Raw genomic sequence first — 25,303 nt, 5'->3', positions numbered from 1 at the left:
TGAAAACTAGTCCACGGGACGCCCGGGGATGCGGCTGCGGGCGCGCGTCGTGCCCTTCTGTGGGAAGACGGTGTCGAACGACGCGTTGACAGCGGCTCCGATGAGCACTGCGATCGCGACGAGGTAGAGCCACAGCAGGATCGCGATCGGGGCCGCGAGCGGGCCGTAGATCGAGCGCGAGTCGGCCGCGGTCACGGTCAGCACCCAGCGCAGCAGGTAGGACCCGAGAACCCAGGCGACCAGCGAGAACACCGCCCCTGGAAGGTTGAACCGCCAGCTGGTCCGGACGGGGACCGAGAGGTGGTAGAGCGTGGCCAGGAAGCAGATGCAGATCACGCCGACCACCGGCCAGTAGAACCGGAGCAGGAAGTCGGCGTTGTCGGGCAGCCACTCCCCCAGCAGGGTCGGTCCGGCCACCATCAGCGGGATCGCCGCGATGCCCGTGATGAGAGCGAGGATGTAGAGGACGAAGGAGAGCGCCCGGGTCCGGATGATCCCTCGGTGCCCGCCGAGCCCGTGCATCACGGTGATGGTGTCGATGAAGACGTTGAGAGCCCGCGAGCCGGACCACAGGGCGAGCACGAAGCCGAGCGAGATGACGTCGAACCGCCCGCCGCGCAGGACGCTGTTGAGCGTGGGCTCGATGATGCTGTCGACGGCTCGGTCGGTGAGCAGTCGGCTGGAGAGATCCAGGACGGCGGCGCGGATGTCGTCGATCTGGCCCGGGTCGAGCTGGTCGGTGACGTAGCCGATCGCCCCGGCCAGGGCGAACACCAGCGGCGGCACGGACAGCACCGCGAAGAACGCCGCCTCGGCGGCCAGCCCCGTGACCCGGTAGCGCAGACAGCTGCTGACCGTGGTCACGACGAGCCGCCACACCAGATCGCGGGCCCGAATGAGCCTGTCCGACAGCGGAGCCGGTGCTCGGTCCGCACGCTCGGGTTTCGAGACGGCTGACGCAGCCCCTCGCAAGCTCGGGTCTGCGTCCAGCCTCCTCAACCTCCTCGCCATGCGCGGCCCTCGCAAGCTCGGTCCGCACGCTCGGACATGCGATTACGGTAACTGCATGACCGACGCCCGCCGCGCAGACATCCGCAGTGCCACCAACCAGGTGCCGCTGCTCGCCGGACACAACGTCGTCACGGCCGACGCCGCGCTGGTCGAGGCAGTCACCAGGCACGCCGGCCCCGAGGTGCTCGAGTCCCTCGTCGGCATCGGGGCCGAGGCGGGCACGGAGGAGGCGCGCGAGCACGGGCGGTTGGCCAACGACCACCATCCGGTGCTGCGCGCCTACGACCGCTACGGCAACCGGGTCGACGAGGTCGACTTCCACCCGTCCTGGCACTGGCTGATGGAGCGCGCGATCGGGCACGGCCTCGGCGCGACCCCGTGGGAGCGCCAGGCCGACGGCGACGCTCACGCTCATGTCCGCCGCGCGGCGGGGTTCATGGCGTGGTCCCACACCGAGCCCGGCCACGGGTGCCCCGTCTCCATGACCTACGCCGCCATCCCGGCACTGCGTGTCGACGACGCGGTCGCCAAGGAATGGACGCCCCTGCTGGCGTCGACCACCTACGACCCGGGCCTCCGGGTGCCGTCGACCAAGGCGGGCGCCCTGGCCGGCATGGGCATGACCGAGAAGCAGGGCGGCTCGGACGTGCGCGCCAACGTCACCGAGGCACGTCCGACCGGGGTCGACGGCGAATACACCCTGCACGGCCACAAGTGGTTCACCTCCGCACCCATGAACGACGTGTTCCTGGTGCTCGCCCAGGCCGAGGCAGGTGTGACCTGCTTGCTGGTGCCTCGGGTCCTGCCCGACGGCACCCGCAACCCGATCGACGTGGTGCGGCTCAAGGACAAGCTCGGCAACCGGTCCAACGCGTCCTCGGAGCTGGAGTTCGACGGCACTCTCGCCGTACGCCTCGGCGACGAGGGGCGCGGCGTGCGCACCATCATCGAGATGGTCGCGGCGACCAGGCTCGACTGCGTCGCGGGCTCGGCGTCGCTGATGCGGCGCGCCGTCTCGGAGGCGGCCTGGCACGCGGCACACCGGTCGGCGTTCGGGTCGCTCCTGGCCGAGAAGCCGCTCATGCAGAACGTCCTGGCCGACCTCGCCGTCGAGTCGGAGGCGGCCACCGTCGTGGCGCTGCGGCTCGCCGCGGCGGTCGACGACCTGGCCGACCCACAGGAGGCGGCGCTGCGCCGGATCGCCCTGCCACTGGCCAAGTTCTGGGTGTGCAAGCGCACGCCGTCCGTCACGGCCGAGGCGCTCGAGTGCCTGGGCGGAAACGGCTACGTCGAGGAGTCGCTGATGCCGCTCCTCTACCGCGAGGCCCCGCTCAACTCGGTGTGGGAAGGCTCCGGCAACGTCAACGCCCTCGACGTGCTGCGCGCGCTGTCACGGGAGCCCGAGGCGCTGGACGCGTGGATCACCGAGGTGGGGCTCGCCAGGGGCTCGGACGCACGCCTCGACCGGGCCATCGACGACACGCTGGCGCTGCTGGGCTCGATGCTGGGCGACCCCACGACCCTGGAAGTCGGCGCCCGCCGGCTGGCCGGCCGGATGGCCGCCGTGCTGCAGGGCTCGCTGCTGGTCCGCTTCTCCCCCGCCGAGGTGGCCGACGTGTTCTGCGCCTCCCGGCTCGGGACGTCCTACGACGGCACGTTCGGCGCCCTCGAGGGCGGCGACCTGCGCGGCATCGTCGAGCGGGCCATGCCCCACGCCTGACGGCCCGGACCTTACGAGCCGGCGGGCTCCAGAGAGCGCAGCCGGGCAGAGTCGACACGGACGACGCCGGCGTCCCAGTCCAGCTCGTCGACATCCGGCAGCGCGACGTACGCCGAGTGCCGGTGCAGGCGGCGCACCATCTGGTTGACCAGCCAGGGACCCATGTCAGGTCGCCGGTCGTAGCCGAAGTAGGAGCCCGGCCTGCCGTGGCCCACGACGAGCCCGACGACCCGGATGCGCTCCCCCGGCTCGGTGCGCTCGGGCTCGACCCGGACGTCGATGGGGCGACCCAGCCTGAGGCCGTCGGGCGTCTGCACCGTCATCTGGAGCAGGTCGTTGAGGCGGCGGGCCCGCAGTCCCTGGCGCACGAGCACCCCGTCGCGCGGCACGCTGAGCTGGACACCGCTCCCCAGCCGCGCCACCAGCTCGAGGTCGATGCGGTGGGGGTCGTCGTGGTCGGCCGAGGCGGAGCCCAGCCGGCGCCAGTAGTCGTGCAGCCTCCGCCCGAGTCCGTCGTCGCCCAGTCTCGGCACCAGCGCCGCGGGGCCGCACAGCAGGCCGGTGACCCCCAGCACGCCGTCGTCGAAGACGGTCAACTCGACGTCGTCGACCTTGCAGACCAGCAAACCGTCCACGTCCACGACCTGCCGGTCGAGCAGGTGCAGGACGGCGTCGAGGGAGTCCTCGAGCCGGTTCGTCCCGTTCTTGCCTTGCTCCATGTCAGGCTCCCATCCGGGTGACGACCATCAGCGGGATCGCGGCCAAGGCGGCGAGCCCGATGACGACCAGGAAGACCGAGCCGAGACCGTTGGCCAGCCGGCCGTTCACGTGCTCCCCCATGTAGTCGGGGTCGTTGGCCACCACGAGGATCGGGAAGTAGGTCAGTGGGAGTGCGACCGCCGAGAACACCACCGAGAACTCCGTCACCAGGATGGGGTCGACCTTGGTCAGCAGCACCCCGGTGGCCAGCACCGTGACCAGCGCCAGCACCAGGTGAAACCGGGCGGCGACGTCGGGCCGGACGTACTTGCCCCACTGCCAGCCGGCGTACTGCGCGATGCTGTAGCCGACCGAGAGCCCGGTCTCGCAGGCAGCGCCGAGGGTGGCGCCCACGAAGCCGACGATGGCGATCGCGAGCCCGATCTTGCCGAGCGCGAGCGCGACGGGGAGGCCGACCTGGCCGAGGGTGTCGATGCTGGTGTCCAGCGGCCCGAAGACCACCGCCGTCGAGCCGGCGATCGCCAGCGAGAGCATCCCGCCCAGCGGGAAGCCGATGAAGACGTTGGCGCGCATGGTCGAGAGGTCCTTGACCGTCCAGCGCTCCTCGACCCCACCGGAGGAGAAGAAGAACACCTCGTAGGGCGTGAGCGCGGCGCCGAACAGCGCGACGCTGTAGTAGGCCAAGGTCCGCCACTGCTCGTCGCCCGGCTTGTCCACGACCGCCATCTGCTGCAGCAGCGAGCTCCAGTCTGGTCCGAGCTGCCACAGCCCGACCGCGAAGACGACGAGGGCGAGGCCCATCAGGCCGAGCACGTTCTCCATGACCGAGAACCTCGCCCGCCACAGGATCAACCAGACCACGAACCCGACGAACGGGACGATGAGGACGTGGCTGACCGACGACACGAGCTGGAGCGCGAGCGCCACGCCGCCGATCTCCGCGATGAAGGTCAGCGTGGTCACGGCCATCGATGCGACGAGGTTGGCCATCCCGACCCGCGGTCCGAGCCGCTCCCGCACGATGTCGAAGGTGGCCCGGCCGCTGACGGCGGCGACCCGGCCGGACATCTCCGCGAACACGCAGATGCCCAGCACGCCGAGCAAGACGACCCAGCCGAGGGACAGCCCGAACCGGGCACCCACCTGGGCGTTGGTGACGAGGTCGCCGATGTCGACGAAGCCCCCGATGGCGGTCAGGATGCCGAGCGCGACCGCGAAGAACCTCTTCATCCGGACACCGCCGGCGCAGGGGGGTGCTGGAGGTCGGCCTCCAGCTCGGTCAGCGCGGTCGCCGCTTCCGCGAGGCGGTCGGCCAGGGCGTCGTAACGCTCGGACTCACGGTCGACGACCGCGATTCGGGTGGTCGCGACCAGGCTGGTCGCCTCGTCGATCTGCCCCGTCACCACGCCGTAGCGTTCTCGCTCGGTCTGCGGCGGCTGCTTGCGGGCGATGGCGTCGCCCGCGATCCCGACCGCTTCCTCGGCGTCGACGAGCACGGTCTGCAGGTAGCGGCCGTAGACCCTGCCCTCGTCGTGCAGGCGCAGCGCGAGCTCAGCTGTGTGCACCGCGGAGGCGGCGTCGGACACCGCCCGCTGAGCGTCGATCCGCCACGAGTCCCCGTCGGGGGTGCCGGGCGCGCAGCCGGAGACCATGGTGGCGAGGCCGACGGCGAGGATGACGACGAGGGACGGCAGCGGTCGCCGGGCGGATCGCGTCATCCGGCTCAGCCGTTCTTCGTGGTGCTGGGCATTGCCGTTCCTCCTTCTGGCCTCCTGTTGGCCTCCATCCGGTACCCCTCACTGGGGTTGACGACTTCGACGGCCTGCTGTTCCCCGGAAAAGCTCGACGCCACGGCGTGCTGCCGTGGCGTCGAGTCCCCCCGGGGGGTGGGGGTTGGGGAAGGGTCAGTGCGTCGCGACCGGGACCCTCGCGGGTTCGTCGGCGGGTGCGTCGTCGAACTCAGGTCCCGACTCGAACTCCCGCTCGTCGTCGTCAAGCATCGTGGTCTCGTCGAACGGGTCGTCCCCGTCGAGCACCCGGTCGAGCTTCGCGTGGTCGAGACCGCCGGTCCAGTGGCCGATGAGCACCGTGGCGACCGAGTTGCCCGCGAAGTTGGTCAGTGCCCGGGCCTCGGACATGAATCGGTCGATGCCGACGATCAGGCCGACGCCGTCGACGAGCTCGGGGCGGTGTGAGCTGAGGCCGCCGGCCAGGGTGGCCATGCCGGCCCCCGTCACACCGGCCGCACCCTTGGATGCGATGACCATGAAGACCAGCAGCGAGATCTGCTCGCCGATCGACAGGGGGTCACCGAGCGCCTCGGCGATGAACAGCGACGCCATGGTCAGGTAGATCGCGGTGCCGTCCAGGTTGAACGAGTAGCCGGTGGGGACCACCACGCCGACCGTGGGCTTGTCCACGCCCGCGTGCTCCATCTTGGCGATCAGCCGCGGCAGGGCCGACTCGGACGACGACGTCGAGAGGATCAGCAGGAACTCCCGGCCCAGGTAGCGGAACAGCTTGAGCAGGTTGACCCCGGTGGCCGCCTTGAGCAGCGCGCCGAGGACGACGAAGACGAACACGAAGCAGGTCAGGTAGAACGCGACCATCAGCACTGCCAGGCTCTTGAGCGCGCCGATACCGGTCTCACCGACCACGGCCGCGATCGCCCCGAAGGCTCCGACCGGGGCCACCCACATGATCATCGCCAGCACCCGGAAGACCAGCCGCTGGATGTGGCTCACACCTCGCAGGATGGGCTTGCCCGCCGCACCCATCTGCTGCAGGGCGAACCCGACCAGCAGCGCCACGAGCAGGGTCTGCAGCACCTCACCGCTGGTCAGCGACGAGACCATCGAGTCCGGGATGATGCCCAGCAGGAAGTCGGTCGTGCTGCCGTGGCCGGCGGCCGCGGCCTCCTGGCCCGCCGAGGCTGCGTCCTCGTCCAGCCTGAGCCCGTCACCGGGCTTGATGAGGTTGCCGACCACCAGCCCGATGCCCAGCGCGACCGTCGACATGGTGAGGAAGTAGCCCAGCGCCAGCCCGCCGACGCGGCCGACGCGCGCCGCGCTCGCGACCGAGCCGACGCCCAGCACGATCGTGCAGAAGATGACCGGCTGGATCATCATCTTGATGAGGGCGACGAAGCCGGTGCCGAGCGGCTTGAGCTCCTTGGCGAAGCCAGGCGCCGCGACACCGACCAGCACACCGAGCGCCACCGCGACGACGACGGCGATGTAGAGGTAGTGGGTCCGGTTCTTGGGGGGACTCTGCTGTGTTGACGTGCTGCTCATCTGTCCTCCAGTGAGACGGGGGTGATGGACCTCACTGTCGGCGACCCTGTGACCGCGGTCACCGTTGTGGTCGTTGAGTTCGCGGCGGGCCCCGTTGGTGGACAATCCGCTGCATGCGTAGGCGCACCAGCGAGCCGTCGGTCGCTCGCCAGGTGCTGCTCCTGCAGGTCTGCGTGGTCGTCACGCTGGTCGTCGCCTCGATGGCGCTGGCGGCGTACGACGCCCGGCGCGACGCCCGCGACAGCGCCACCGACAGCGCCCTGGTCGTCGCCCGATCGGTCGCCGACTCACCCACTGTCGTCGAGGCAATGGCGCAGCCGAGCACCTGCAGCTCGCTCCAGCCGTTCGCCGAGCGGGTGCGCCACGACACCGGCGTCGACTTCGTGGTCGTCATGGAGCTCGACCGCACCCGCTGCACCCACCCGAACCCCGACAACATCGGCAAGCCGTTCGTGGGCGACCTGGGCAGGGCGCCGGAGGGCGAGGTGTTCACGCAGGAGAACACCGGGACGCTGGGCCCCTCGATGCGAGCGGTGGTGCCGGTGTTCGACGGCGATGACGTGGTGGCCCTGGTCTCCGTGGGCATCAAGATCGAGGAGATCGACCGGCGGCTGCGCGACGACCTGGGCCTGGTCCTGCTGGCGGCGTTCGCGGTCCTGGCGGTCGGTCTGGCCGGCGCCGCGCTGGTGAGCCGCCGGCTCCGCCGGCAGACCCATGGGCTGGGCGAGGGCGAGATCACCCGGATGTACGAGTACTACACGGCCGTCCTCGGCGCCGTGCGCGAGGGGCTGGTCCTGCTCGACACCGACGGCCGGGTGGCGCTGGTCAACGACGAGGCGACCCGGCTCCTCGACCTCCCGGCCGACGTGGTCGGACGTCCGTTCGCCGAGCTCGGGCTCGCCCCCGGACTCGTGGCGGCAGCCCTGGGTCGGACGGCCGAGGCCGACGACATCTACCTCGCCGGAGACCGGGTGCTGGTGGTCAGCTCGTCGCCGGCCCGGTGGGAAGGCCGTGACGTCGGTGCCGTGGTCAGCCTGCGCGACGCCACCGAGCTGCGCACGGTCACCGGGGAGCTCGACGTGGTCCGCGGGCTGAGCGAGTCGCTGCGGGCCCAGAACCACGAGTCCGCCAACCGGCTCCACACCGTGGTGTCGCTCATCGAGATGGGCCGGGTCGACGAGGCGGTCGAGTTCGCGACCGAGGAGCTACAGCTGGCCCAGTCGCTCGCGGACCAGGTGCTCGGTGCGGTGGGCGACCCAGTGGTCGAGGCCCTGCTGCTCGGCAAGTCTGCTGACGCCGCGGAGCGTGGTATCACCCTCGTGGTCGAGGGCGGCTTCCCCGACGTCGAGGTGGGGTCGCGCGACCTGGTCACCGTGCTCGGCAACCTGGTCGACAACGCCTTCGAGGCGGTGGCTGCGGCGCCGGTCGGGGCCCGGCAGGTGCGCGTCGCCCTCGGCGGCGGTGACGGCGAGCTCGTCGTGTCGGTGGAGGACAGCGGCACCGGCCTGGACGACGACGCGGTGGCGCACGCCCTCGAGCGCGGCTGGAGCACGAAGGGATCCCCCGACTCCGGCCGGGGCGTCGGCCTGGCCCTGGTCGCCCAGGTCGCCCGTCGGCACGGGGGCGAGGTCGAGATCGGCCGCTCGGCGCTCGGCGGCGCCGAGGTCACGGTCACGCTGCGCCCCACGGCGGTGCCGTCGTGACCGTCCGGGTCCTCGTGGTCGAGGACGAGGCCCGAGCCGCGGAGGCCCACGCGTCGTACGTCGGCAGGGTTCCCGGGTTCGAGCTCGCCGGCGTCGCCCGCTCGGCCCAGGAGGCGGCCCGGTTCCTGGGGTCGGACGCGGACGTCGACCTCGTCCTCCTCGACATGCACCTCCCTGACGGCCACGGACTGTCCTTGCTGCAGCGGCTGCGCGCGGCCGGACACCTCTGCGACGTCATCGCGGTCACCTCCGCCCGCGACGCCGACGTGGTGCGCTCAGCGGTGGCTCAGGGCGTCGTCCTCTACCTGGTCAAGCCGTTCGCGTTCGCCACGTTCCGGGCCAAGCTCGAGCAGTACGCCGCCTACCGGGCCGAGCTCAAGGACGGCCCGGTGGCCCAGGACGACGTCGACCGGATGTTCGGCTCCCTGCGCGCCTCCGGACCCGGCCACCTCCCCAAGGGGATGAGCGCCGACACCCTGCGCGAGGTCACCGCGGCGCTGCGTGCGAGCGACGACCCGCTGTCCGCGAGCCAGGTCGCCGCGCAGGTGGGCGCCTCCCGGGTGACCGCCCGCCGCTACCTGGAGTACCTCGCCGACGCCGGTCAGCTGGAGCGACGGCCTCGCTATGGCGGCTCGGGACGGCCCGAGGTGGAGTATCGGCCGCGCGAATGACCTCAGCTGGGAGCCTGGGTCAGGTGAGCTCGAGCCCGGGGTAGAGCGGGTGCTTGTCGAGCATCTCGGCGGAGGCGTCTTTGACCTTGTCGGCCACGCCGTCGGCCAGCACGTAGGACGCCTTGGAGGTCTTGCCGTCCTTCGTCGTGCCCGGCTGGGTGTTCTGCAGGACATGGACGATCAGCTCGGCGGTCCGGTCGAACTCGTCGTGGCCGAAGCCCCGGGTGGTGAGTGCCGGGGTGCCCAGGCGGATGCCCGAGGTGTACCAGGCACCGTTGGGGTCGCGCGGGACCGAGTTGCGGTTGGTCACCACGCCCGCGTCGAGAAGGGCCGACTCGGCCTGGCGGCCGGTGAGGCCGAACGACGACACGTCGAGGAGCACGAGGTGGTTGTCGGTCCCTCCGGTGACCAGGCTCGCCCCCCGGCTCAGGAAGCCCTCCGCGAGCGACTTGGCGTTGTCGGCGACCTGCTGGGCGTAGGTGCGGAACGAGTCCTGTCTGGCCTCGGCGAGCGCCACGGCCTTGGCCGCGATGATGTGCGACAGCGGCCCGCCCAGGACCATCGGGCAGCCGCGGTCGACCGACGGGGCGTACTCCCCCGTGGCCAGCACCAGGCCGCCGCGCGGACCCCGCAGCGACTTGTGCGTCGTCGTGGTCGTGACGTGCGCGTGCGGCACCGGGTCCTCGTCGCCGGTGAAGACCTTGCCGGCCACCAGGCCGGCGAAGTGGGCCATGTCCACCATCAGCGTGGCGCCGACCTCGTCGGCGATCTCGCGCATCTTCGCGAAGTCGATCCGGCGCGGGTAGGCCGAGTAGCCCCCGACCAGGATGAGGGGCTTGAACTCGCGCGCCTTCGCCGCCAGCAGGTCGTAGTCGAGCAGCCCGGTCTCCGGGTCGGTGCCGTACTGCTGCTGGTGGAACATCTTGCCGCTGATGTTGGGGCGGAAGCCGTGGGTCAGGTGGCCGCCGGCGTCCAGCGCCATGCCGAGCAGCCGCTGGTTGCCGAGCTCCTTGCGCAGGTCCTCCCACTGCCCGTCGGTGAGGTCGTTGACGTTCTTGGCCGCCAGCCGCTCCAGGGCGGGCGACTCGATGCGGTGGGCCAGGATCGCCCAGAACGCCACCAGGTTGGCGTCGATGCCGGAGTGGGGCTGGACGTAGGCGTACTCGGCGCCGAACAGCTCGCGGGCGTGCTCGGCGGCGACCGACTCGACAGTGTCGACGTTCTGGCAACCGGCGTAGAAGCGGTGGCCGACCGTGCCCTCGGCGTACTTGTCCGAGAGCCAGGTGCCCATGGTCAGCAGCACCGCCGGGGAGGCGTAGTTCTCGCTCGCGATGAGCTTGAGCGAGCCGCGCTGGTCCGCGAGCTCCTGGCGGGTCGCGTCGGCGATCCGGGGCTCGACCGAGGCGATGACCTCGAGGATGTCGGAGTAGGCGCTGCTGATCTGGGAGTTGAGGTCGGCCACGGCCCCAGCCTAATGGGGCCGCCGTGCGTCTCACATCACAGACACAGATCCCACATCATGAGATTCGCGTTTGTGGACAGACAGTCCGAGGGCTGAGACTGCTTGACATGATCTCCGCTGCGACGCACGCGCACCTCGTGGTCCGACGCCACGTGGACCTCATGCGCACGCGCAGCATGTTGTGTCGCCATCGCTGAGCCTGACCTCCTCCAGAGTCCACAGAGCTCGCGCCGGCGCCCGTCCAGCGACGTACGGGACCAGGGTCGCGACCAGCCAGCGAAGGACCCGCTTCTCCATGACCGACCAGCGCTTCTCCGCCAAGCGTGCCCAGCACACCGAGATCCCGCGCCCCAAGCGCGGGGAGGGCCAGTGGTCGCTCGGCTACACCGAGCCGCTCAACAAGAACGAGCAGTCGAAGAAGGACGACGACCCGCTCAATGTGCGGGACCGGATCCTCCACATCTACTCCAAGCGGGGCTTCGCCTCGATCGACCCGGCCGACCTGCGTGGCCGGTTCCGGTGGATGGGGCTCTACACCCAGCGGGCGCCGGGCTTCGACGGCGGCAAGACCGCGATGCTCGAGGAGGAGGAGCTCGACGACGAGTTCTTCATGATGCGGGTGCGCTCGGACGGCGCGCTGCTCTCCGCGGACGCGGTCCGGGCGCTCGGTGAGATCGGCCGCGACTACGCCCGGGACACCGCCGACGTCACCGACCGGGAGAACATCCAATACCACTGGATCCGGGTCGAGGACGTGCCCGCGATCTGGGAGAAGCTCGAGGCGGCCGGGCTCGACACCACGGAGGCCTGCGGTGACTCCCCGCGGCCGTTCCTGGGCTCGCCGGTCGCCGGGGTCTCCGCCGAGGAGATCATCGACGGCAGCGAGGCGCTGGCCGAGATCAAGCGGCGCTACGTCGGCGATCCGGCGTTCTCCAACCTCCCCCGGAAGTTCAAGACCGCCCTCACCGGGCACCCCAGCCACGATGTGTCCCCCGAGACGCACGACGTCGCCTTCGTCGGCACGACCCATCCCGAGCACGGGCCGGGCTTCGACCTGTGGGTCGGCGGCGGGCTCTCGACCAACCCGATGCTCGCCCAGAAGATGGGCGTCTGGATCCCGCTCGACGAGGTGGCCGACGCCTGGGCGGGCGTGGCCTCGATCTTCCGCGACTACGGCTACCGCCGGCTGCGCTCCCGGGCCCGGCTGAAGTTCCTGGTCGCCGACTGGGGTGTCGAGAAGTTCCGCGAGGTGCTCGAGAACGAGTACCTCGGGCGCAAGCTCGTCAGCTGCGTCTCACCACCTTCCCCGGTCGGCCACCGCGACCACGTCGGCGTACACCCGCAGAAGGACGGCAAGAACTACGTCGGCGTCGCGCCGGTCGCGGGCCGGGTGTCCGGCACGATCCTGGTCGGTCTGGCCGACCTGATGGAGCGGCACGGCATCGCCGGCGCCCGGCTCACGCCCTACCAGAAGATCGTGCTCATCGGCGTCGAGCCGGCCTTGACCGAGCAGGTCGTGAGCGAGCTCGACGCGCTGGGGCTGCAGGCGCGGCCGTCCAACTGGCGGCAGAACACGATGGCCTGCACCGGCATCGAGTTCTGCAAGCTCGCCATCGTCGAGACCAAGGGCCGGGCCCGTGACCTGGTGGCCGAGCTCGAGCGCCGGTTCCCCGAGCTGGACGTGCCGATCACGGTCAACGTCAATGGCTGCCCCAACGCCTGCGCGCGCACCCAGGTCGCCGACATCGGCCTCAAGGGCCAGCTCGTCATGCACGAAGGCCAGCAGGTCGACGGCTACCAGGTGCACCTCGGCGGCGCGACCGGCCTGCAGGCGAACTTCGGCCGCAAGCTGCGCGCCCACAAGGTGACCAGCGAAGGCCTCGACGACTACGTCACCGTGGTCGTGTCCAACTTCCTGGCCGACCGCGCCGGCGACGAGTCCTTCGCGACCTGGGTCGCGCGCGCCGACGAGCAGCTGCTGCGCGGCGAGTATCTCGACAGGCTCGATAACCAGCCTGTGTGGGAAGCCGTTCCGTCATGACGACTCGCGGCGTTCCCTTCCACTGCCCCTACTGCGGCGGTGAGGACCTGTGGCCGCACGAGGCCGCGGACGGCCCCGGACACGGGGCCTGGGAATGCCGCGCCTGCCTGCGGGCCTTCTCCCTGAAGATGCTCGGCCTCGTTCGGCCAAGCGCCGGACAGGAGAGCACCTCATGAGCGCCACCACCGCCACCGCTCGCAAGTCACGCGGCATCGCCACCGAGGGCCGCAACCCCGAGGAGCTGCGCGAGCTCGTATCGCACTGGGGTGCCGAGCTCGAGCTGGCCCCGGCCACCGACATCATCGAGTGGGCGGCCGCGACGTTCGGCGAGCGGTTCTGCGTGACGTCCTCGATGGGCGACGCCGTGCTTGCGGACCTCGCCGCCAAGGTCGTGCCCGGCATCGACGTGGTCTTCCTCGACACCGGCTACCACTTCGTCGAGACGATCGGCACCCGCGACGCGGTCGCCGGGACCCTCGACGTCAACCTCATCACCATCACGCCCGTCCAGTCCGTGGCCGAGCAGGACGCGGCGTACGGCAAGGACCTCTTCAAGACCGACCCCGACCTGTGCTGCAAGCTGCGCAAGGTCCAGCCCCTCGCCGACTCCCTCGCCAACTACGACGCCTGGGCGACCGGCCTGCGCCGTGCCGAGACCCATAACCGGGTCATCGCGCCGGTCATCGGCTGGGACGCCAAGAAGGGCAAGGTCAAGGTCTCCCCCCTGGCTCGCTGGTCCGACGAGCAGGTCGAGCGCTACATCGCGGACAACGGCGTCCTGGTCAACCCGCTCGTCTACGACGGCTACCCCTCCATCGGCTGCGCGCCGTGCACGCGCCGGGTCGCGCCCGGCGAGGACGCACGCAGCGGCCGCTGGGCCGGCACCAACAAGACCGAGTGCGGGATCCATTCATGACCGCACCCCCGCCCCCGACACCCAGAACCAGCAACACCCGCAGCACACGAAAGGTGGTCACCCCATGACCGCTCCCGCCCTGGTGGCACTGGCCCACGGAAGCCGCGATCGGCGCTCCGCCGCGACGATCAAGGCGCTGGTCGCCGAGGTCCGGGCGATGCGCCCCGATCTGAAGGTCGAGGCGGCGTTCCTCGAGCTGTCCAAGCCGTCCTTCGAGACGGTCGTGGACCGCCTGGTGAAGAAGGGCCACGACGAGATCGTCGTCGTCCCGCTCCTTCTCACCGAGGCCTACCACGCGACGGTCGACGTGCCGGGCGCCATCGCCGAGATGACGGCCAGGCACGAGGGACTGCAGATCCGGGCCACCTCGATCCTCGGCCTCGAGCCCTGCTTCCTCGAGGTGCTCGACATCCGGATGCGGGAGGCGCTGAGCCAGGCTCGGGCGCGAGAGCTGGACGCGCTGGTGCTCGCCGCCGCGGGCTCCAGCGACCCGCTCGCCAACCAGGCGGTGGCCAGGCTGGCCAGGCTCTGGGGCTCGCACCACAAGCTGCCCGTCACCGCGGCGTTCGCTTCCAGCGCCCCGCCGGCCACCGGCGAGGCGGTCCGGGCTTTCCGCGCCGAGGGCCGCCGGCACATCGCGGTTGCCTCGCTGTTCCTGGCGCCGGGCTTCCTGCCCGACCGGGCCAAGGAGCTCGCGCTCGAGGCCGGCGCCGTCGCGGTGTCCGAGCCACTCGGCGCCCACCCCGAGCTCGCCCGGACGATCCTGGCCCGCTACGCCGTCGGCGCCGTCGAGCTGGTGCCTGTTTAGGTTCCAGCGCAGGCTGCGGAGGTCTCGACACGGCCGGTCGCGGCCTCGTTCTCGGCCGCGCGGCCTGCTCGACCACCATCAGTCGGGTCCGGCCTCGTTCCTCGGCCGTCCCCGACTAACCCACGAGCTGCTCGAGCAGCCGCTCCAGCTGGCGGCCGGGGTCGGCCGTGACGCCGCCATGCACCGGTCCGGGTTGGAGGACCGTGCTGCGCGGTGCCTTGAGGAACCCGAAGCGCTGGCTGATCGAGGCCCCGGCCGGAGCCCCCGCGCGCTCGTTGCCGGCACACACGTCCTCGACGAACGACAGCGCCTCGCAGACCTGGTCGAGGTCGATCCGTGCGTCCAGGGCGCGGAGCCGGTCCCGGTCGACGTGCCAGGCGGCGCGCAGGAAGTCGGCGGCCTGGCAGTGCAGCACCACGCCGACGTTGAGGAACTCCTCGCGGTCGACCCTGGGCACGCAGCGCAGCACGACGTACTCGTAGGAGAGCTTGTCCAGGACGGTCACGAGGCCACCACCTGCGGCAGCCACTGACGTGACTCGAGCCGCGCGGTCAGGAACGCGGCGTACGCCGCCCGCACGGCGTCCGGGGAGTCGGCGCCGGGCACCGGCTCGAGCCAGGCGTCCGGGACCTCGGCCAGGACCTCGGCGAACACGTCGGGGCCGAGGAAGGCACGCACCTCGGCGTCGACCCGGCCCAGCTCGGCGGCGTGCCTGAGGAAGACGTGGTCCTCGGGCGACCAGGGCTGCTGGGCGAACCGCTGTGGGTCGCCGACGCCGCCCGGCCAGGCGTGGTGGAAGTAGAGGCACGCCCCGTGGTCGATCACCCACAGGTCGCCGTGCCAGATCAGCAGGTTGGGGTTGCGCCAGGTGCGGTCGACGTTGGCGGTGAACGCATCGAGCCAGAGGACCCGCGCCGGGTCGTCCCTTTCGGGGCTCTCGCCGTCGTAGCCGAAGGCGCCCGGCAGGAAGTCCGTGCCGAGGTTGAGACCGGGACTCGCGTTGAGCAGGTCCTGGACCTCCTCGTCGGCCTCGTAGCGGGCGATCTCCGGGTCGAGGTCGAGTGCGACCATCCGAGGCGTGTTGAGGCCGAGCCGCTCGGCCAGCCCGCCGACGACCACCTCCGCCACCAGGACCCGGACACCCTGTCCCGCGCCGCGGAACTTGCACACGTAGGTGCCGAGGTCATCGGCCTCGACGAGGCCGGGCAGGCTGCCGCCCTCGCGCAGCGGGGTGACGTAGCGGGTCACGCCGATGGTCTGGATCACGGGATCGGGGTCACTTGATCGGGGCCTCGTTCTCGAGCCGCTGCCGCTGCTCGGCGACGTCGAAGTCGGCCTCGGGCCACTGCGGGTCGAGCCCGGTGAGAGCCTCGTGGAGGAGGCTGCCGATGGCCAGGTTGCGGAACCACTTCTTGTCGGCGGGGATCACGTGCCACGGCGCATGCTCGGTGTTGGTGCGCTCCAGAGCGATCTCGTAGGCCTCGCGGTAGGCCGGCCAGAGGGCGCGCTCGTCGAGGTCGCCGGGGTTGAACTTCCAGTGCTTGGTGGGGTCGTCGAGGCGGGCCAGCAGGCGCTCCTTCTGCTCCTGCGGGGAGATGTGCAGCATGCACTTGACGATCGTGGTGCCGTCGGCGACCAGCCGCTCCTCGAACTCGTTGATCGCCCCGTAGCGCCGCTCGATCTCCTCGGCCGGCGCCAGCGAGCGGACCCGGACGATCAGCACGTCCTCGTAGTGGGACCGGTCGAACACCCCGACGTAGCCGGGTCCGGGCAGCGCCCTCTCGATCCGCCACAGGAAGTCGTGGCTGAGCTCCTCCTTGGTCGGCGCCTTGAAGGAGGTGATCCGCACGCCCTGCGGGTCCATCAGGCCGACCGTGTGCTCGAGCGTCCCACCCTTGCCCGAGGTGTCCATGCCTTGGAGCACCAGCAGCACCCGACGATGGGACCCCGAGCTGCCCTCGGCGAAGAGCCGCTCCTGCAGCTCGTCGAGGTCGGCCCCCAGCGTCTGCAGAGCCGCCACCCCCGCGTCCTTGTCGCCGGTGAACCCCGGCGTCCCGTCCGCCGGGATGGCCGAGAGGTCGACCGGGCCCGGGGACAGGCGCAGGAGAGAAGCGTCAATCGTGGAGGTCACCGGGGCATTGTCGCCCAGCGGTGGCCAGCTCCTCCCGCACCACCCCGAACGCCAGCCCCGGAGGGTAGCCCTTGCGGGCCAGCATGCCGACCAGCCGCCGGGTGGCGACCTGGTCGTCGAGGCCCCGCATGGAGCGCAGCCGCTTGCGGACCAACTCGTGGGCGGCCGCCGCCTCGTCGGCCGGGTCGATCTCGTCGAGCGCCTCCTTGGCGACCTCGTCGTCGACACCCTTGCGACGCAGCTCCTGGGCCAGCACCCGCCGCGACAGCCCCTTGCCCTGCTGTCGCTGGCTCACCCACGTGCGGGCGAACGCGCCGTCGTCGACCAGCCCTACCTCCTCGAACCGGTCGAGCAGGGCGGTCGCGATCTCGCCGGGCACGTTGCGGCTGGCCAGCTTGTCGCTGAGCTCCTTGCGACTGCGCGCCCGACCGGTCAGCTGGTCGAGCAGGATGCGGCGGGCCACCGACTCCGGGTCGGCGTCGGGGCCGGCCGCATCCTCGTCCTCTGGAAGGTGCTCAGAAGGCATCGACGCCGACCGGCTCGACCGCGACCACGTCGGCCTCCGCGTCGACCGTCGGACCGACACCGAGCTTCTCCAGGATCTTCTTCTCCAGCTCGTCGGCCAGGTCAGGGTTGTCCTTGAGGAACTGGCGGGAGTTCTCCTTGCCCTGACCGAGCTGGTCGCCCTCGTAGGTGTACCAAGCGCCGGCCTTGCGGACCAGGCCCGCCTCGACGCCCACGTCGATCAGACCGCCCTCGCGGCTGATGCCCAGGCCGTACATGATGTCGAACTCGGCCTGCTTGAACGGGCTCGCGACCTTGTTCTTGACGACCTTGACCCGGGTGCGGTTGCCGACCATGTCGGTGCCGTCCTTGAGCGTCTCGATGCGGCGGACGTCGAGCCGCACCGAGGAGTAGAACTTCAGCGCCCGGCCACCGGTGGTCGTCTCAGGTGAACCGAACATCACACCGATCTTTTCCCGCAGCTGGTTGATGAAGATCGCGGTCGTGCCGGAGTTGTTGAGGGCGCCGGTGATCTTGCGCAGCGCCTGGCTCATCAGCCGGGCCTGGAGGCCGACGTGGCTGTCGCCCATCTCGCCCTCGATCTCGGCCCGTGGCACCAAGGCTGCGACGGAGTCGATGACCACCAGGTCGAGGGCACCGGAGCGGATCAGCATGTCGGTGATCTCGAGCGCCTGCTCACCCGAGTCGGGCTGGGAGACCAGGAGCGCGTCGGTGTCGACCCCGAGGGCCTTGGCGTAGTCGGGGTCGAGGGCGTGCTCGGCGTCGATGAAGGCGACGATGCCGCCGGCCTTCTGCGCGTTGGCGACGGCGTGCAGGGCCACGGTGGTCTTGCCGCTCGACTCGGGACCGTAAATCTCGACCACCCGGCCGCGCGGCAGGCCGCCGATGCCGAGGGCGACGTCGAGCGCGATGGAACCCGTGGGGATCACCTCGAGCGGGGCACGCACCTCGTCACCGAGGCGCATCACCGACCCCTTGCCGAAGGACTTCTCGATGTTGGCGAGGGCGGCGTCGAGGGCCTTCTCGCGGTCTGCTGCAGCCATGCTTGGTGCCTTCCTGATCGGGTCGGGTCGGTGCTCCTTCGACGCTAGGGAGGGCCACCGACACCGGGTCCGAGCTCACGGCCGGCTGTGGAGGGCACCTCCTGCGTCACACCTGTGGACAGGAACGTACCGAACAGATGTTCGATCCCCCGCGCGACACGCCGGGCCAGCCGGGGTCAGGCCGGAAGGGTCACCAGGAACCGGCAGCCGGCGTGACCGCCGGGGCTCTCGGGCGAGACGTTCTCGACCGTCACGACGCCACGATGCGCCTCGACGATCCCCTTCACGATGGCCAGGCCCAGGCCGGCACCCCCGCCCATGTGGACGTCGGGGGTCCGGGCCGGCGCGCCACGCCAGGCCACGTCGAAGACCCGGTGCATGTCCTCCTCCGACATCCCCCCGCACTCGTCGGTGACGCTGAGCTCCACGCCGTCGGCGACCGCCCGGGCCTGGATCTCGACGCTGCCGTCGGCCGGGGTGTGCCGGATGGCGTTCATCAGCAGGTTGGTCATCACCCGGGAGAGGCCGACCGCGTCGGCGACGACCTCGACGCCCTCCTCGACCCGGCCTCCCAGCCGCACCGACCGCGCGCGGGCCACCGGGTCGGCGCCGGCGATCGCCTCGCTGATCACGTCGTGCAGCGCCACCGGCTCGGGCGACATGGTGAGCACGCCGGCATGGATCCTGGAGAGCTCGAAAAGGTCGTCGACCATCCGGACCATCCGGTCGACCTCGGCCCGGATCTGACGGTGGTAACGCGCGGGGTCCTCGGCCATGCCGTCCTCGAGCGCCTCGGTCATCGCCCGCATGCCGGCCAGCGGGGTGCGCAGGTCGTGGGAGACCCAGGAGACCAGCTCGCGCCGGGACGCCTCGAGCTGCGTCTCCCGTCGACGGGACTCCTCCAGCCGCTCGCTCGTCCTGGCGAGCTCCTCCGAGAGCGCCTGCAGCTCACTGGGGCCGCGGTGGCCCCCGACGTAGGAGCCGTGGGCGTCGAGGCTGCGGACATCGCGACGCAACGCCTCCGACCATCGCCCGATCGCGGCACCGACGGTGAGCGCGACGAGCAGCGCGACGGTGCCGGAAGCGGCGGTCACCAGGGTGACCACCTCCCGGTCGTGGTCGGAGAGGAACATCAGCCGCGCGATGGCGATGACTCCGGCGAGCACGGACCCGATGGCCACAGCGACGACCAGCGCAAGCTGCCACAGGATCGACCGGCGGCGGATCGACCAGGCGACGGCGAGACCGACGATGCCCACGCCGAGCGCGCAGGCGACCGCCACGAGCAGGATCTGCAGCTGGTCGCTGGTCATCAGACGGTCTCCCACCGGTAGCCGACGCCCCACACGGTCTGGAGCCGGACAGGACGGGTCGGGTCTGCCTCGATCTTCTCCCGCAGGCGCCGCACGTGCACCGTCACCGTCGACTGGTCACCGAACGACCAGCCCCACACCTTCTCGAGCAGCTCCTCACGCGAGTACGCCTTACCCGGGTGCGCGATCAGGAAGCGCAGCAGGTCGAACTCACGCCCGGTCAGCGCGAGGACCTCGCCGTCGCGGTAGGCCTCGTGCCGACCCTCGTCGACGAGGAGATCCCCGTCGACGAGCCGCCGCGGTGACACCGGCGAGCTCACCCGGCGCAGCACCGAGTCCACCCGCAGCGCCAGCTCCCGCGGGCTGAACGGCTTGGTGACGTAGTCGTCGGCACCCACCTCCAGGCCCACCACGCGGTCGGTCTCCTCGCCGAGGGCGGTCAGCATGATGACCGGGACGTCGCCGTCCTGACGCAGCTGCCGGCACACCTCGATCCCGTCGATGCCGGGCAGCATCAGGTCGAGGACGACCAGGTCGTGCGGTTCCTCGCGCTGGCGGGCCAGGGCGGTCTCGCCGTCCTCGGCCTCGACGACCTCGTGATCGTGGGCGCGCAGGTAGGACACGACGACCTCGCGCACGGTCGCGTCGTCGTCGACCACGAGCACTCTGGCCACGGTCACTCTCCCTGCTGCCGTCGCGAGCGTACGAGGGTGGCCACGACGGTGGCGAGGAGGACGACCCCGGCGAGGGCCAGCCAGCCCGCGGTGTAGTCGCGGTCGAGCAGCGTGGGGTTGTCGGGACGGGCGCCGAATCGGCCCAGCACGGGGGTCGCGAGGAGCGTGGCCGCGCCCAGCACCACCAGGGCGCCGGCCGCCGGCACGCGCGCCGCGACCGGGGCCACCCGTCCGCCGACCACCACCAGCCCGACCACCACGGGTGCCAGCACGAAGTCGTGCAGCACGACCCCCGACACGAGCCAGGTCGCGGCGTTCAGGATCTGGCCGGGGTCCTGCCGGCTCAGCAGCAGGAACGCGCCGTAGGCGCCGAGCAGCCCGCCGACGCCGCCGAGGAGGATCCGGAGCCGCATCACAGCACCTCGATCCGGGTGACCCACTTGGTCTGGAGCACGCCGGGCCGGTTGGGCGCGATGATCCGCGCCGGGTAGCCGTGGTCGAGCGACAGGGTCTCCCCGTCCAGCCCGAGCGCCAGCAATGTGCGGTCGTCATCGGCGAAGCTGTCCTGCAGCGTGCTCCGCCGGAAGGCACCCTTCTCCTGGAGCGAGACCACGAGCACGTCGCTCCCCTGCGGTGCGCCGACCAGGTCGAGCAGGTCCCGCACCCGGACGCCGGTCCACGTCCCGCCGGCGCTCCAGCCTTCGACGCAGGCGATCGGCAGGTCGACGGTGCGTTGGGTCATCCCGAGCAGGGCCTCCCGGGTCAGGGTGATCTCGCGGTCGCCGGACGCGACCGAGAGCGCGTACGACGAGCTCACTGCCGTCGAGGTCACACCGGCTGCCTTGGCGGACTTGTTGATGGGGATGCCACCGGGTCCGTCACCCGAACGGACGCCGAGCACCGAGACCTTGCGTAGGAACGGCACGGTGCTGCCCGCGCTGGCCAGCACCGCCACGCCGGCGGCGAGCCAGGTCGTCCGCAGCAGTCCCCGTCGCGACATCGGGCTCTCGCGGGTCGCCGACTCCCGGTCGTACGTCGTCTCGTCGACGTCCCCCTTCAAGGCGCCGCGGATGGTCGGGAGCTTGACCGCGACGTGCACGACCAGGGCGCCGATGGCGACCCACGCCATGGCGTAGTGGGTGGTGCGGAAGGAGAAGCTCCAGGGATACCACTGCGCCGAGTTGGCCAGTCCGCTCGCCAGCTGGAAGATCGCGGACGCGACCAGGACACCGATCGAGGCCCGCTCCAGACCCTCGACGGCCAAGGCCCTCAGCTGCTTCGGGGGCCGGATGAACAGCCGCGGGAAGACGCTCCAGAGCTTCACCAGCAGCAGCGGGACCGCGGCCGTGCCGGTGGTGACGTGCAGCCCCTGGGTGACCCGGTAGCCCCACGACGGGCTGGCCGGGAACGGGATCGGCTGGACCGGGTTCTGGGCGTAGTGGCTGAGGAGCCCGGTCAGGAAGCAGATGCCGAAGCAGACGCCGAGCCACAGGCCCACCCGCGCGGCGACCGTCGCGCTGCGCAGCCGGGAGGTGAAGTCGGCCTCGGTCGGCGGGGCCGGGACCCTCACGCCGCAGCCTCGAGGACGGCGCACCAGCGGTGCGCGAACCGGTGCATCCCGGTGGCCTCGAGACCGGCGTCCCAGGCGATTCGGGGGATGTCGTCGACTCCGACGACCGACCATGGGAAGGCCTCGGTCAGCAGGCCGCGGTCGCTCAGCGTCGCCCAGCCGGTGCACGGCTCGGTCCCGGGCTCCGCGAGCTCGACCACGACCCGGCCGCGCGGGTCGAGGACCTGGCGCAGCCGGTGGAGCAGCGCCACCGGGTCACCGCCGATCCCCACGTTGCCGTCGGCGAGCAGTGCAGTGAACCACCGTCCCTCCCCCGGCAGCGGCGCGAACACGTCACGGCGGATGGCCGCACCACCCCGGCGCACGGTCCGGCCGACCGCCTCCGGGGTCACGTCGATGCCGAGGACGACGTGCCCGCGCAGGCCCAACGCCTCGGTCAGCCGCCCAGGACCGCAGCCCACGTCGAGGGTCGGCCCGTCGCACAGGTCGAGGATGGCCAGGTCCTCGTCGTCGGCCGGATGGGTCCAGTCGTCCAGGTGCAGTGTGATCAGCTCTGACTCTGCCCAGTCCACCCAGTCGGCGCTCATCGGCCCACCACCCCGGTCCAGGCCCGGGCGAACTCGGTGTCGCGGTGACCAGCGGCCACCAGGTCCGCGTCCGCCACGGTGTCGACGTCGCGCAGGACCGTCCCGGTGGCGACCTCGAGGCCGACGTCCTCCAGGGCACGCCGGGTGTCGTCGTACGTCGTGGGCGTGGACATCGGGACGCCGATGAGCGCCGCGGCGGCCGCCGGGTCCCGCAGCCCGAGCAGCCACCAGCCGCCGTCCTCCGCGGGGCCGAGCAGCGCATCGGCCTCGTCGAGCGTCGCCGCGGCACCGTGCAGGTGCTCGGCCGCGAGCTGAGGTGTGTCCATACCGACCTGCAGCACCGGACGGCCTCCGGGAGCGTCGGCGTGTGCGTGGGCGAGCCGGGCGCCGAGGCCGTCCCCGCGCTGCGGGAAGACGTGCCAGCCGGCGAGCGCGGCCTCGATCTCCAGGCTGCGCGCCGCCCGAGACAGGTCGCCCGACAAGGCCAGGAGACAGTCGGCCGCGCCGAACGCGGCGCGGCAGGCGGCGAGGGTGTCGAGCAGCGCGGCCGCGGCCACCTCCGCGGCCGCGACCATGCCGACGTCCGCGCCGAGGCGGGTCTTCACCCGGCCCGGGACCGGCGCCTTGGCGACGACCAGGGCGCGGGTCACGTCAGCACCTGCCAGAAGTCGCGGGCGGCGCGGGCGGTGCCGCGGACCGACCCGGAGACCTTCGACCGGGTGCCGGCCGCCCGTGGGTGGTAGGCGACGTCGCGTTCCGCGACCCGCCAGCCGGCGTTCGTGGCCTTCTGCAGCAGCTCCACCGGGTAGCCGAACCGGCGGTCTCGGACGCCGAGCTCCAGCAGGGCGTCCCGGCGGCACACCCGGATCGGCGCGATGTCGTGGGCGGCCATCCCGATCCGGCGCCGGAGCCACCAGACGACCAGGTTGTTACCGAGCCGCGCGTGCCACGGCCAGACGCCGCGACGGACCGGTCGGCGCCGGCCGACGGCGAGGTCGGCCCGCCCGGACCGCACGTCGTCGAGCAGGGGCACCAGGTCGACGGCGTCGAAGGAGCCGTCGCCGTCCATGAAGGCGACGTGGTCACCGGTGGCGGCGAGCAGCCCAGCGTGCACGGCCGCGCCGTACCCCGGCACGGGCTCGTGGACGACGGTTGCTCCCAGACCACGGGCCACGTCGGCGGTCCCGTCCGTCGAGCCGTTGTCGACGACGACCACCTTGAACCCGTCCGGCACTCGGCTCAGCAGGTCCGGCAGCGCAGCCGCCTCGTCCCGGCACGGGAGCACCAGGTCGCAGTGGATCTTCACGTCATCGACCGTAGGTGCGGGACGGGCTGATGCGGGGCTGTGACTCCTTACGGTCCAGTGACGCCCCGCCGTCCGAGCCCCCGTCGTCTCGTCGGGACCTAGGGTCGTCTCCATGATGTCGGCGGCGGTCCCGCGCCGTTGGGCACCGGTCGCCGGGCTGGCACTCACCGCGGTCGTCCTCGTCCTGGCGTTCGGCCTTCCGCACTGGCTGGACTGGGAGGTGTTCGCACGAGCTCCCCGCAACGCCTCGCCCGACGAGGTGCCGCCGCTGCACGGCCGTTGGGAACCGAAGCTGTTCGGACCAGGCACTCTGCCCGCAGTGGCCGTCGCCCTGCTGGGGTGGCGCTACGCCGCCGACCTGGCCGCCCGGCTGCCGTGGCGACTGCTGTTGCTGGCGTCGTACGCCGCGAGCCTGGCGTGGCTGTTGTCGATGGCCCTCGTCGACGGGACCGACGGTCTCTCCCGGGTGCTGGGAAACCCTTACGAGTACCTCGTGACCGCCCGCGAGGTCGACGACGTGTCCGTGCTGCTGGACACCTACGTCGATCGGATCCCCTACTCCGCCGACGACAACTGGCCGACCCACGTCGCCGGGCACCCACCGGCGATGCTGCTGTTCTTCGTGACGCTGGTGCGGCTCGGGCTGGGCGGCGACCTGGCGGCCGGGGTCGTGGTCACCCTGCTGGCGGCGTCTGTCGCCGCCGCGGTGCTGGTGACGCTGCGGGCGCTCGGCGCCGAGGACCTGGCCCGTCGGGCGGCGCCGTTCCTCGTCCTGACCCCGGCCGCCGTGTTCCTGGCGGTGTCCGCCGATGCGGTGATCACGGTCGTCACCGCGTGGGGCATCGCGGCGCTGGCGCTGGCCGCGACTGCTGCCGACCGCAGGTCGGTCGGCTGGGCAGGGCTGGCCGGTCTGCTCCTCGGTCTGAGCGTGCTGATGTCCTACGGCATGCCGCTGATGGGCGTGCTGGCGGTCGCCGTCCTGGTCGCAGCCCGCTCCTGGCGCCCGCTCCTGGCCGCGGTGCCAGCCGCCCTGGCGGTGGTCCTGACCTTCGCGGCGCTGGGGTTCGCGTGGTGGGACGCCTACCCGGTGCTGCGGGAGCGCTACTTCGACGGCATCGCCGCCGACCGGCCATTCGCCTACTGGTCGTGGGCCAACCTCGCTGCGCTCGCCGTCTCCGCCGGCCCACTGCTCGGTGCCGGCTTGGCGGCTCTCCGCCGGTCGAGTGACCGGGTCGGACTGCTGCTCGTCGGTGCGGCGGTCCTGATGGTCGCCCTCGCCGACGCCTCCGGGATGAGCAGGGCCGAGGTCGAGCGAATCTGGTTGCCGTTCATCCCGTGGCTGACCCTGTCGTGCGCCCTGCTGCCCGACGGCTGGCGGCGCTGGGGACTGGGTCTCCAGGTCCTGACCGCCCTGGTCGTCCAGCACCTCTTCTACACCGCGTGGTGAGGCGCGGCTAGATCGAGACGGAGACCATCGGTTCGCCCGGATCTGCCGAGTTGAGGTCGCCGCAGTTTCATCAAGGGATGTCGCTCAACCCGCACTCCCCGGGGTGAACTCGGCATGGGAACGGCAGGTCCGTCAGCATCCCTTGATGAACCGTCGGGGAGCCGACCGTCCTCATCTGCCGCGTTGAGTGCGGTCATGCCGACGAGCCGGACATCTGGCGGGCAGCCGATATGTCCGTTATGGCGCCGGTACTACCCGGGACTGAGACCATCGACCTCGTGAGTCGGCACAGGTTGAACTGGGTGATCGTTGTTGCACCCTTCGTGCCTGCGTTCGCCGCGGGTGCCGTGCTGGCATCAGCA

Annotated in this window: 25 protein-coding genes; 7 read left to right on the top strand and 18 right to left on the bottom strand. The window is 71.4% G+C overall.

Annotation, left to right across the window (positions count from 1 at the left end):
- Positions 1-6: 6 nt before the first annotated feature.
- Positions 7-864 (bottom strand): YihY/virulence factor BrkB family protein, encoded by an 858-nt coding sequence (locus tag ACYVC6_RS17260; protein ID WP_460715673.1) that lies wholly within the window; start codon positions 862-864, stop codon positions 7-9.
- 202 nt (positions 865-1,066) lie between these two features.
- Here ACYVC6_RS17260 and ACYVC6_RS17255 point away from each other — a divergent pair, with 202 nt between their 5' ends.
- Complete coding sequence (locus tag ACYVC6_RS17255) at positions 1,067-2,731, top strand: acyl-CoA dehydrogenase family protein (RefSeq protein WP_460715672.1); 1,665 nt, start codon at positions 1,067-1,069, stop codon at positions 2,729-2,731.
- 11 nt (positions 2,732-2,742) lie between these two features.
- On the opposite strand, the gene ACYVC6_RS17250 is transcribed toward ACYVC6_RS17255, so the two are convergent.
- The 4 genes from ACYVC6_RS17250 to ACYVC6_RS17235 all read right to left on the bottom strand — a co-directional run bounded on the left by ACYVC6_RS17250 (position 2,743) and on the right by ACYVC6_RS17235 (position 6,744).
- Complete coding sequence (locus ACYVC6_RS17250; protein WP_460715671.1) at positions 2,743-3,450, bottom strand: hypothetical protein; 708 nt, start codon at positions 3,448-3,450, stop codon at positions 2,743-2,745.
- A gap of 1 nt (position 3,451) precedes the next feature.
- On the bottom strand, positions 3,452-4,681 hold the full coding sequence (locus ACYVC6_RS17245; protein ID WP_460715670.1) for an NRAMP family divalent metal transporter: 1,230 nt from the start codon (positions 4,679-4,681) through the stop codon (positions 3,452-3,454).
- Positions 4,678-5,169, bottom strand: coding sequence for a hypothetical protein (locus ACYVC6_RS17240; RefSeq protein ID WP_460715669.1), 492 nt, complete (start codon positions 5,167-5,169; stop codon positions 4,678-4,680). Before ACYVC6_RS17240 ends, ACYVC6_RS17245 begins: the two co-directional genes overlap by 4 nt.
- A gap of 186 nt (positions 5,170-5,355) precedes the next feature.
- The gene (locus ACYVC6_RS17235; protein WP_460715668.1) at positions 5,356-6,744 is read right to left on the bottom strand and encodes a cation:dicarboxylate symporter family transporter; all 1,389 of its coding nucleotides are present in this window, start codon (positions 6,742-6,744) and stop codon (positions 5,356-5,358) included.
- Between the two features lie 113 nt (positions 6,745-6,857).
- Here ACYVC6_RS17235 and ACYVC6_RS17230 point away from each other — a divergent pair, with 113 nt between their 5' ends.
- Positions 6,858-8,447: a sensor histidine kinase gene (locus ACYVC6_RS17230; protein ID WP_460715667.1), complete on the top strand. Its 1,590-nt coding sequence runs from the start codon at positions 6,858-6,860 to the stop codon at positions 8,445-8,447.
- Entirely contained in the window at positions 8,444-9,118 is a 675-nt protein-coding gene (locus tag ACYVC6_RS17225) for a response regulator (protein WP_460715666.1), read from the top strand. Before ACYVC6_RS17230 ends, ACYVC6_RS17225 begins: the two co-directional genes overlap by 4 nt.
- A gap of 19 nt (positions 9,119-9,137) precedes the next feature.
- Here ACYVC6_RS17225 and ACYVC6_RS17220 read toward each other — a convergent pair whose 3' ends face one another.
- On the bottom strand, positions 9,138-10,580 hold the full coding sequence (locus ACYVC6_RS17220) for a glycine hydroxymethyltransferase (protein ID WP_460715665.1): 1,443 nt from the start codon (positions 10,578-10,580) through the stop codon (positions 9,138-9,140).
- A gap of 295 nt (positions 10,581-10,875) precedes the next feature.
- Here ACYVC6_RS17220 and ACYVC6_RS17215 point away from each other — a divergent pair, with 295 nt between their 5' ends.
- From ACYVC6_RS17215 to ACYVC6_RS17205, 3 genes are all read left to right on the top strand, one after another.
- The gene (locus ACYVC6_RS17215; RefSeq protein WP_460715664.1) at positions 10,876-12,621 is read left to right on the top strand and encodes a nitrite/sulfite reductase; all 1,746 of its coding nucleotides are present in this window, start codon (positions 10,876-10,878) and stop codon (positions 12,619-12,621) included.
- A 172-nt stretch (positions 12,622-12,793) separates the two neighbouring features.
- Positions 12,794-13,537: a phosphoadenylyl-sulfate reductase gene (locus ACYVC6_RS17210; protein WP_460715663.1), complete on the top strand. Its 744-nt coding sequence runs from the start codon at positions 12,794-12,796 to the stop codon at positions 13,535-13,537.
- A gap of 64 nt (positions 13,538-13,601) precedes the next feature.
- Positions 13,602-14,345 (top strand): sirohydrochlorin chelatase, encoded by a 744-nt coding sequence (locus ACYVC6_RS17205; RefSeq protein WP_460715662.1) that lies wholly within the window; start codon positions 13,602-13,604, stop codon positions 14,343-14,345.
- Between the two features lie 115 nt (positions 14,346-14,460).
- Here ACYVC6_RS17205 and ACYVC6_RS17200 read toward each other — a convergent pair whose 3' ends face one another.
- The 12 genes from ACYVC6_RS17200 to ACYVC6_RS17145 form a co-directional block, all read right to left on the bottom strand.
- Positions 14,461-14,850 (bottom strand): DUF3037 domain-containing protein, encoded by a 390-nt coding sequence (locus ACYVC6_RS17200; protein WP_460715661.1) that lies wholly within the window; start codon positions 14,848-14,850, stop codon positions 14,461-14,463.
- On the bottom strand, positions 14,847-15,611 hold the full coding sequence (locus tag ACYVC6_RS17195) for a HipA family kinase (RefSeq protein ID WP_460715660.1): 765 nt from the start codon (positions 15,609-15,611) through the stop codon (positions 14,847-14,849). The genes ACYVC6_RS17200 and ACYVC6_RS17195 overlap by 4 nt, the downstream gene beginning before the upstream one ends.
- A gap of 10 nt (positions 15,612-15,621) precedes the next feature.
- Positions 15,622-16,494 carry a polyphosphate kinase 2 family protein gene (locus ACYVC6_RS17190; protein ID WP_460716503.1) on the bottom strand — a complete coding sequence of 291 codons (873 nt, stop codon included), beginning with the start codon at positions 16,492-16,494 and terminating at the stop codon, positions 15,622-15,624.
- A complete protein-coding gene (locus ACYVC6_RS17185; protein ID WP_460715659.1) occupies positions 16,460-17,002 on the bottom strand; it encodes a regulatory protein RecX in 543 nt (180 codons plus the stop codon). The genes ACYVC6_RS17190 and ACYVC6_RS17185 overlap by 35 nt, the downstream gene beginning before the upstream one ends.
- Complete coding sequence (gene recA, locus ACYVC6_RS17180) at positions 16,992-18,044, bottom strand: recombinase RecA (RefSeq protein ID WP_460715658.1); 1,053 nt, start codon at positions 18,042-18,044, stop codon at positions 16,992-16,994. The genes ACYVC6_RS17185 and recA overlap by 11 nt, the downstream gene beginning before the upstream one ends.
- A gap of 176 nt (positions 18,045-18,220) precedes the next feature.
- The gene (locus tag ACYVC6_RS17175) at positions 18,221-19,357 is read right to left on the bottom strand and encodes a sensor histidine kinase (protein ID WP_460715657.1); all 1,137 of its coding nucleotides are present in this window, start codon (positions 19,355-19,357) and stop codon (positions 18,221-18,223) included.
- Positions 19,357-20,031, bottom strand: a complete 675-nt coding sequence (locus ACYVC6_RS17170; RefSeq protein WP_460715656.1) for a response regulator transcription factor — start codon at positions 20,029-20,031, stop codon at positions 19,357-19,359. Before ACYVC6_RS17170 ends, ACYVC6_RS17175 begins: the two co-directional genes overlap by 1 nt.
- A 2-nt stretch (positions 20,032-20,033) precedes the next feature.
- Positions 20,034-20,444 carry a hypothetical protein gene (locus ACYVC6_RS17165; protein WP_460715655.1) on the bottom strand — a complete coding sequence of 137 codons (411 nt, stop codon included), beginning with the start codon at positions 20,442-20,444 and terminating at the stop codon, positions 20,034-20,036.
- Entirely contained in the window at positions 20,444-21,601 is a 1,158-nt protein-coding gene (locus ACYVC6_RS17160; protein WP_460715654.1) for a molybdopterin-dependent oxidoreductase, read from the bottom strand. The genes ACYVC6_RS17165 and ACYVC6_RS17160 overlap by 1 nt, the downstream gene beginning before the upstream one ends.
- Entirely contained in the window at positions 21,598-22,188 is a 591-nt protein-coding gene (locus ACYVC6_RS17155) for a class I SAM-dependent methyltransferase (protein WP_460715653.1), read from the bottom strand. Before ACYVC6_RS17155 ends, ACYVC6_RS17160 begins: the two co-directional genes overlap by 4 nt.
- Positions 22,185-22,838 carry a TIGR04282 family arsenosugar biosynthesis glycosyltransferase gene (locus tag ACYVC6_RS17150; protein ID WP_460715652.1) on the bottom strand — a complete coding sequence of 218 codons (654 nt, stop codon included), beginning with the start codon at positions 22,836-22,838 and terminating at the stop codon, positions 22,185-22,187. Before ACYVC6_RS17150 ends, ACYVC6_RS17155 begins: the two co-directional genes overlap by 4 nt.
- Entirely contained in the window at positions 22,835-23,494 is a 660-nt protein-coding gene (locus ACYVC6_RS17145) for a glycosyltransferase family 2 protein (RefSeq protein ID WP_460715651.1), read from the bottom strand. Before ACYVC6_RS17145 ends, ACYVC6_RS17150 begins: the two co-directional genes overlap by 4 nt.
- Before the next feature lie 112 nt (positions 23,495-23,606).
- Between ACYVC6_RS17145 and ACYVC6_RS17140 the strand changes: the two genes are divergently transcribed.
- Positions 23,607-24,941: a hypothetical protein gene (locus tag ACYVC6_RS17140; protein ID WP_460715650.1), complete on the top strand. Its 1,335-nt coding sequence runs from the start codon at positions 23,607-23,609 to the stop codon at positions 24,939-24,941.
- Positions 24,942-25,303: the final 362 nt, after the last annotated feature.

The organism is Nocardioides dilutus (genome assembly GCF_054779555.1).
This window is presented reverse-complemented; position numbering and strand designations above follow the sequence as displayed.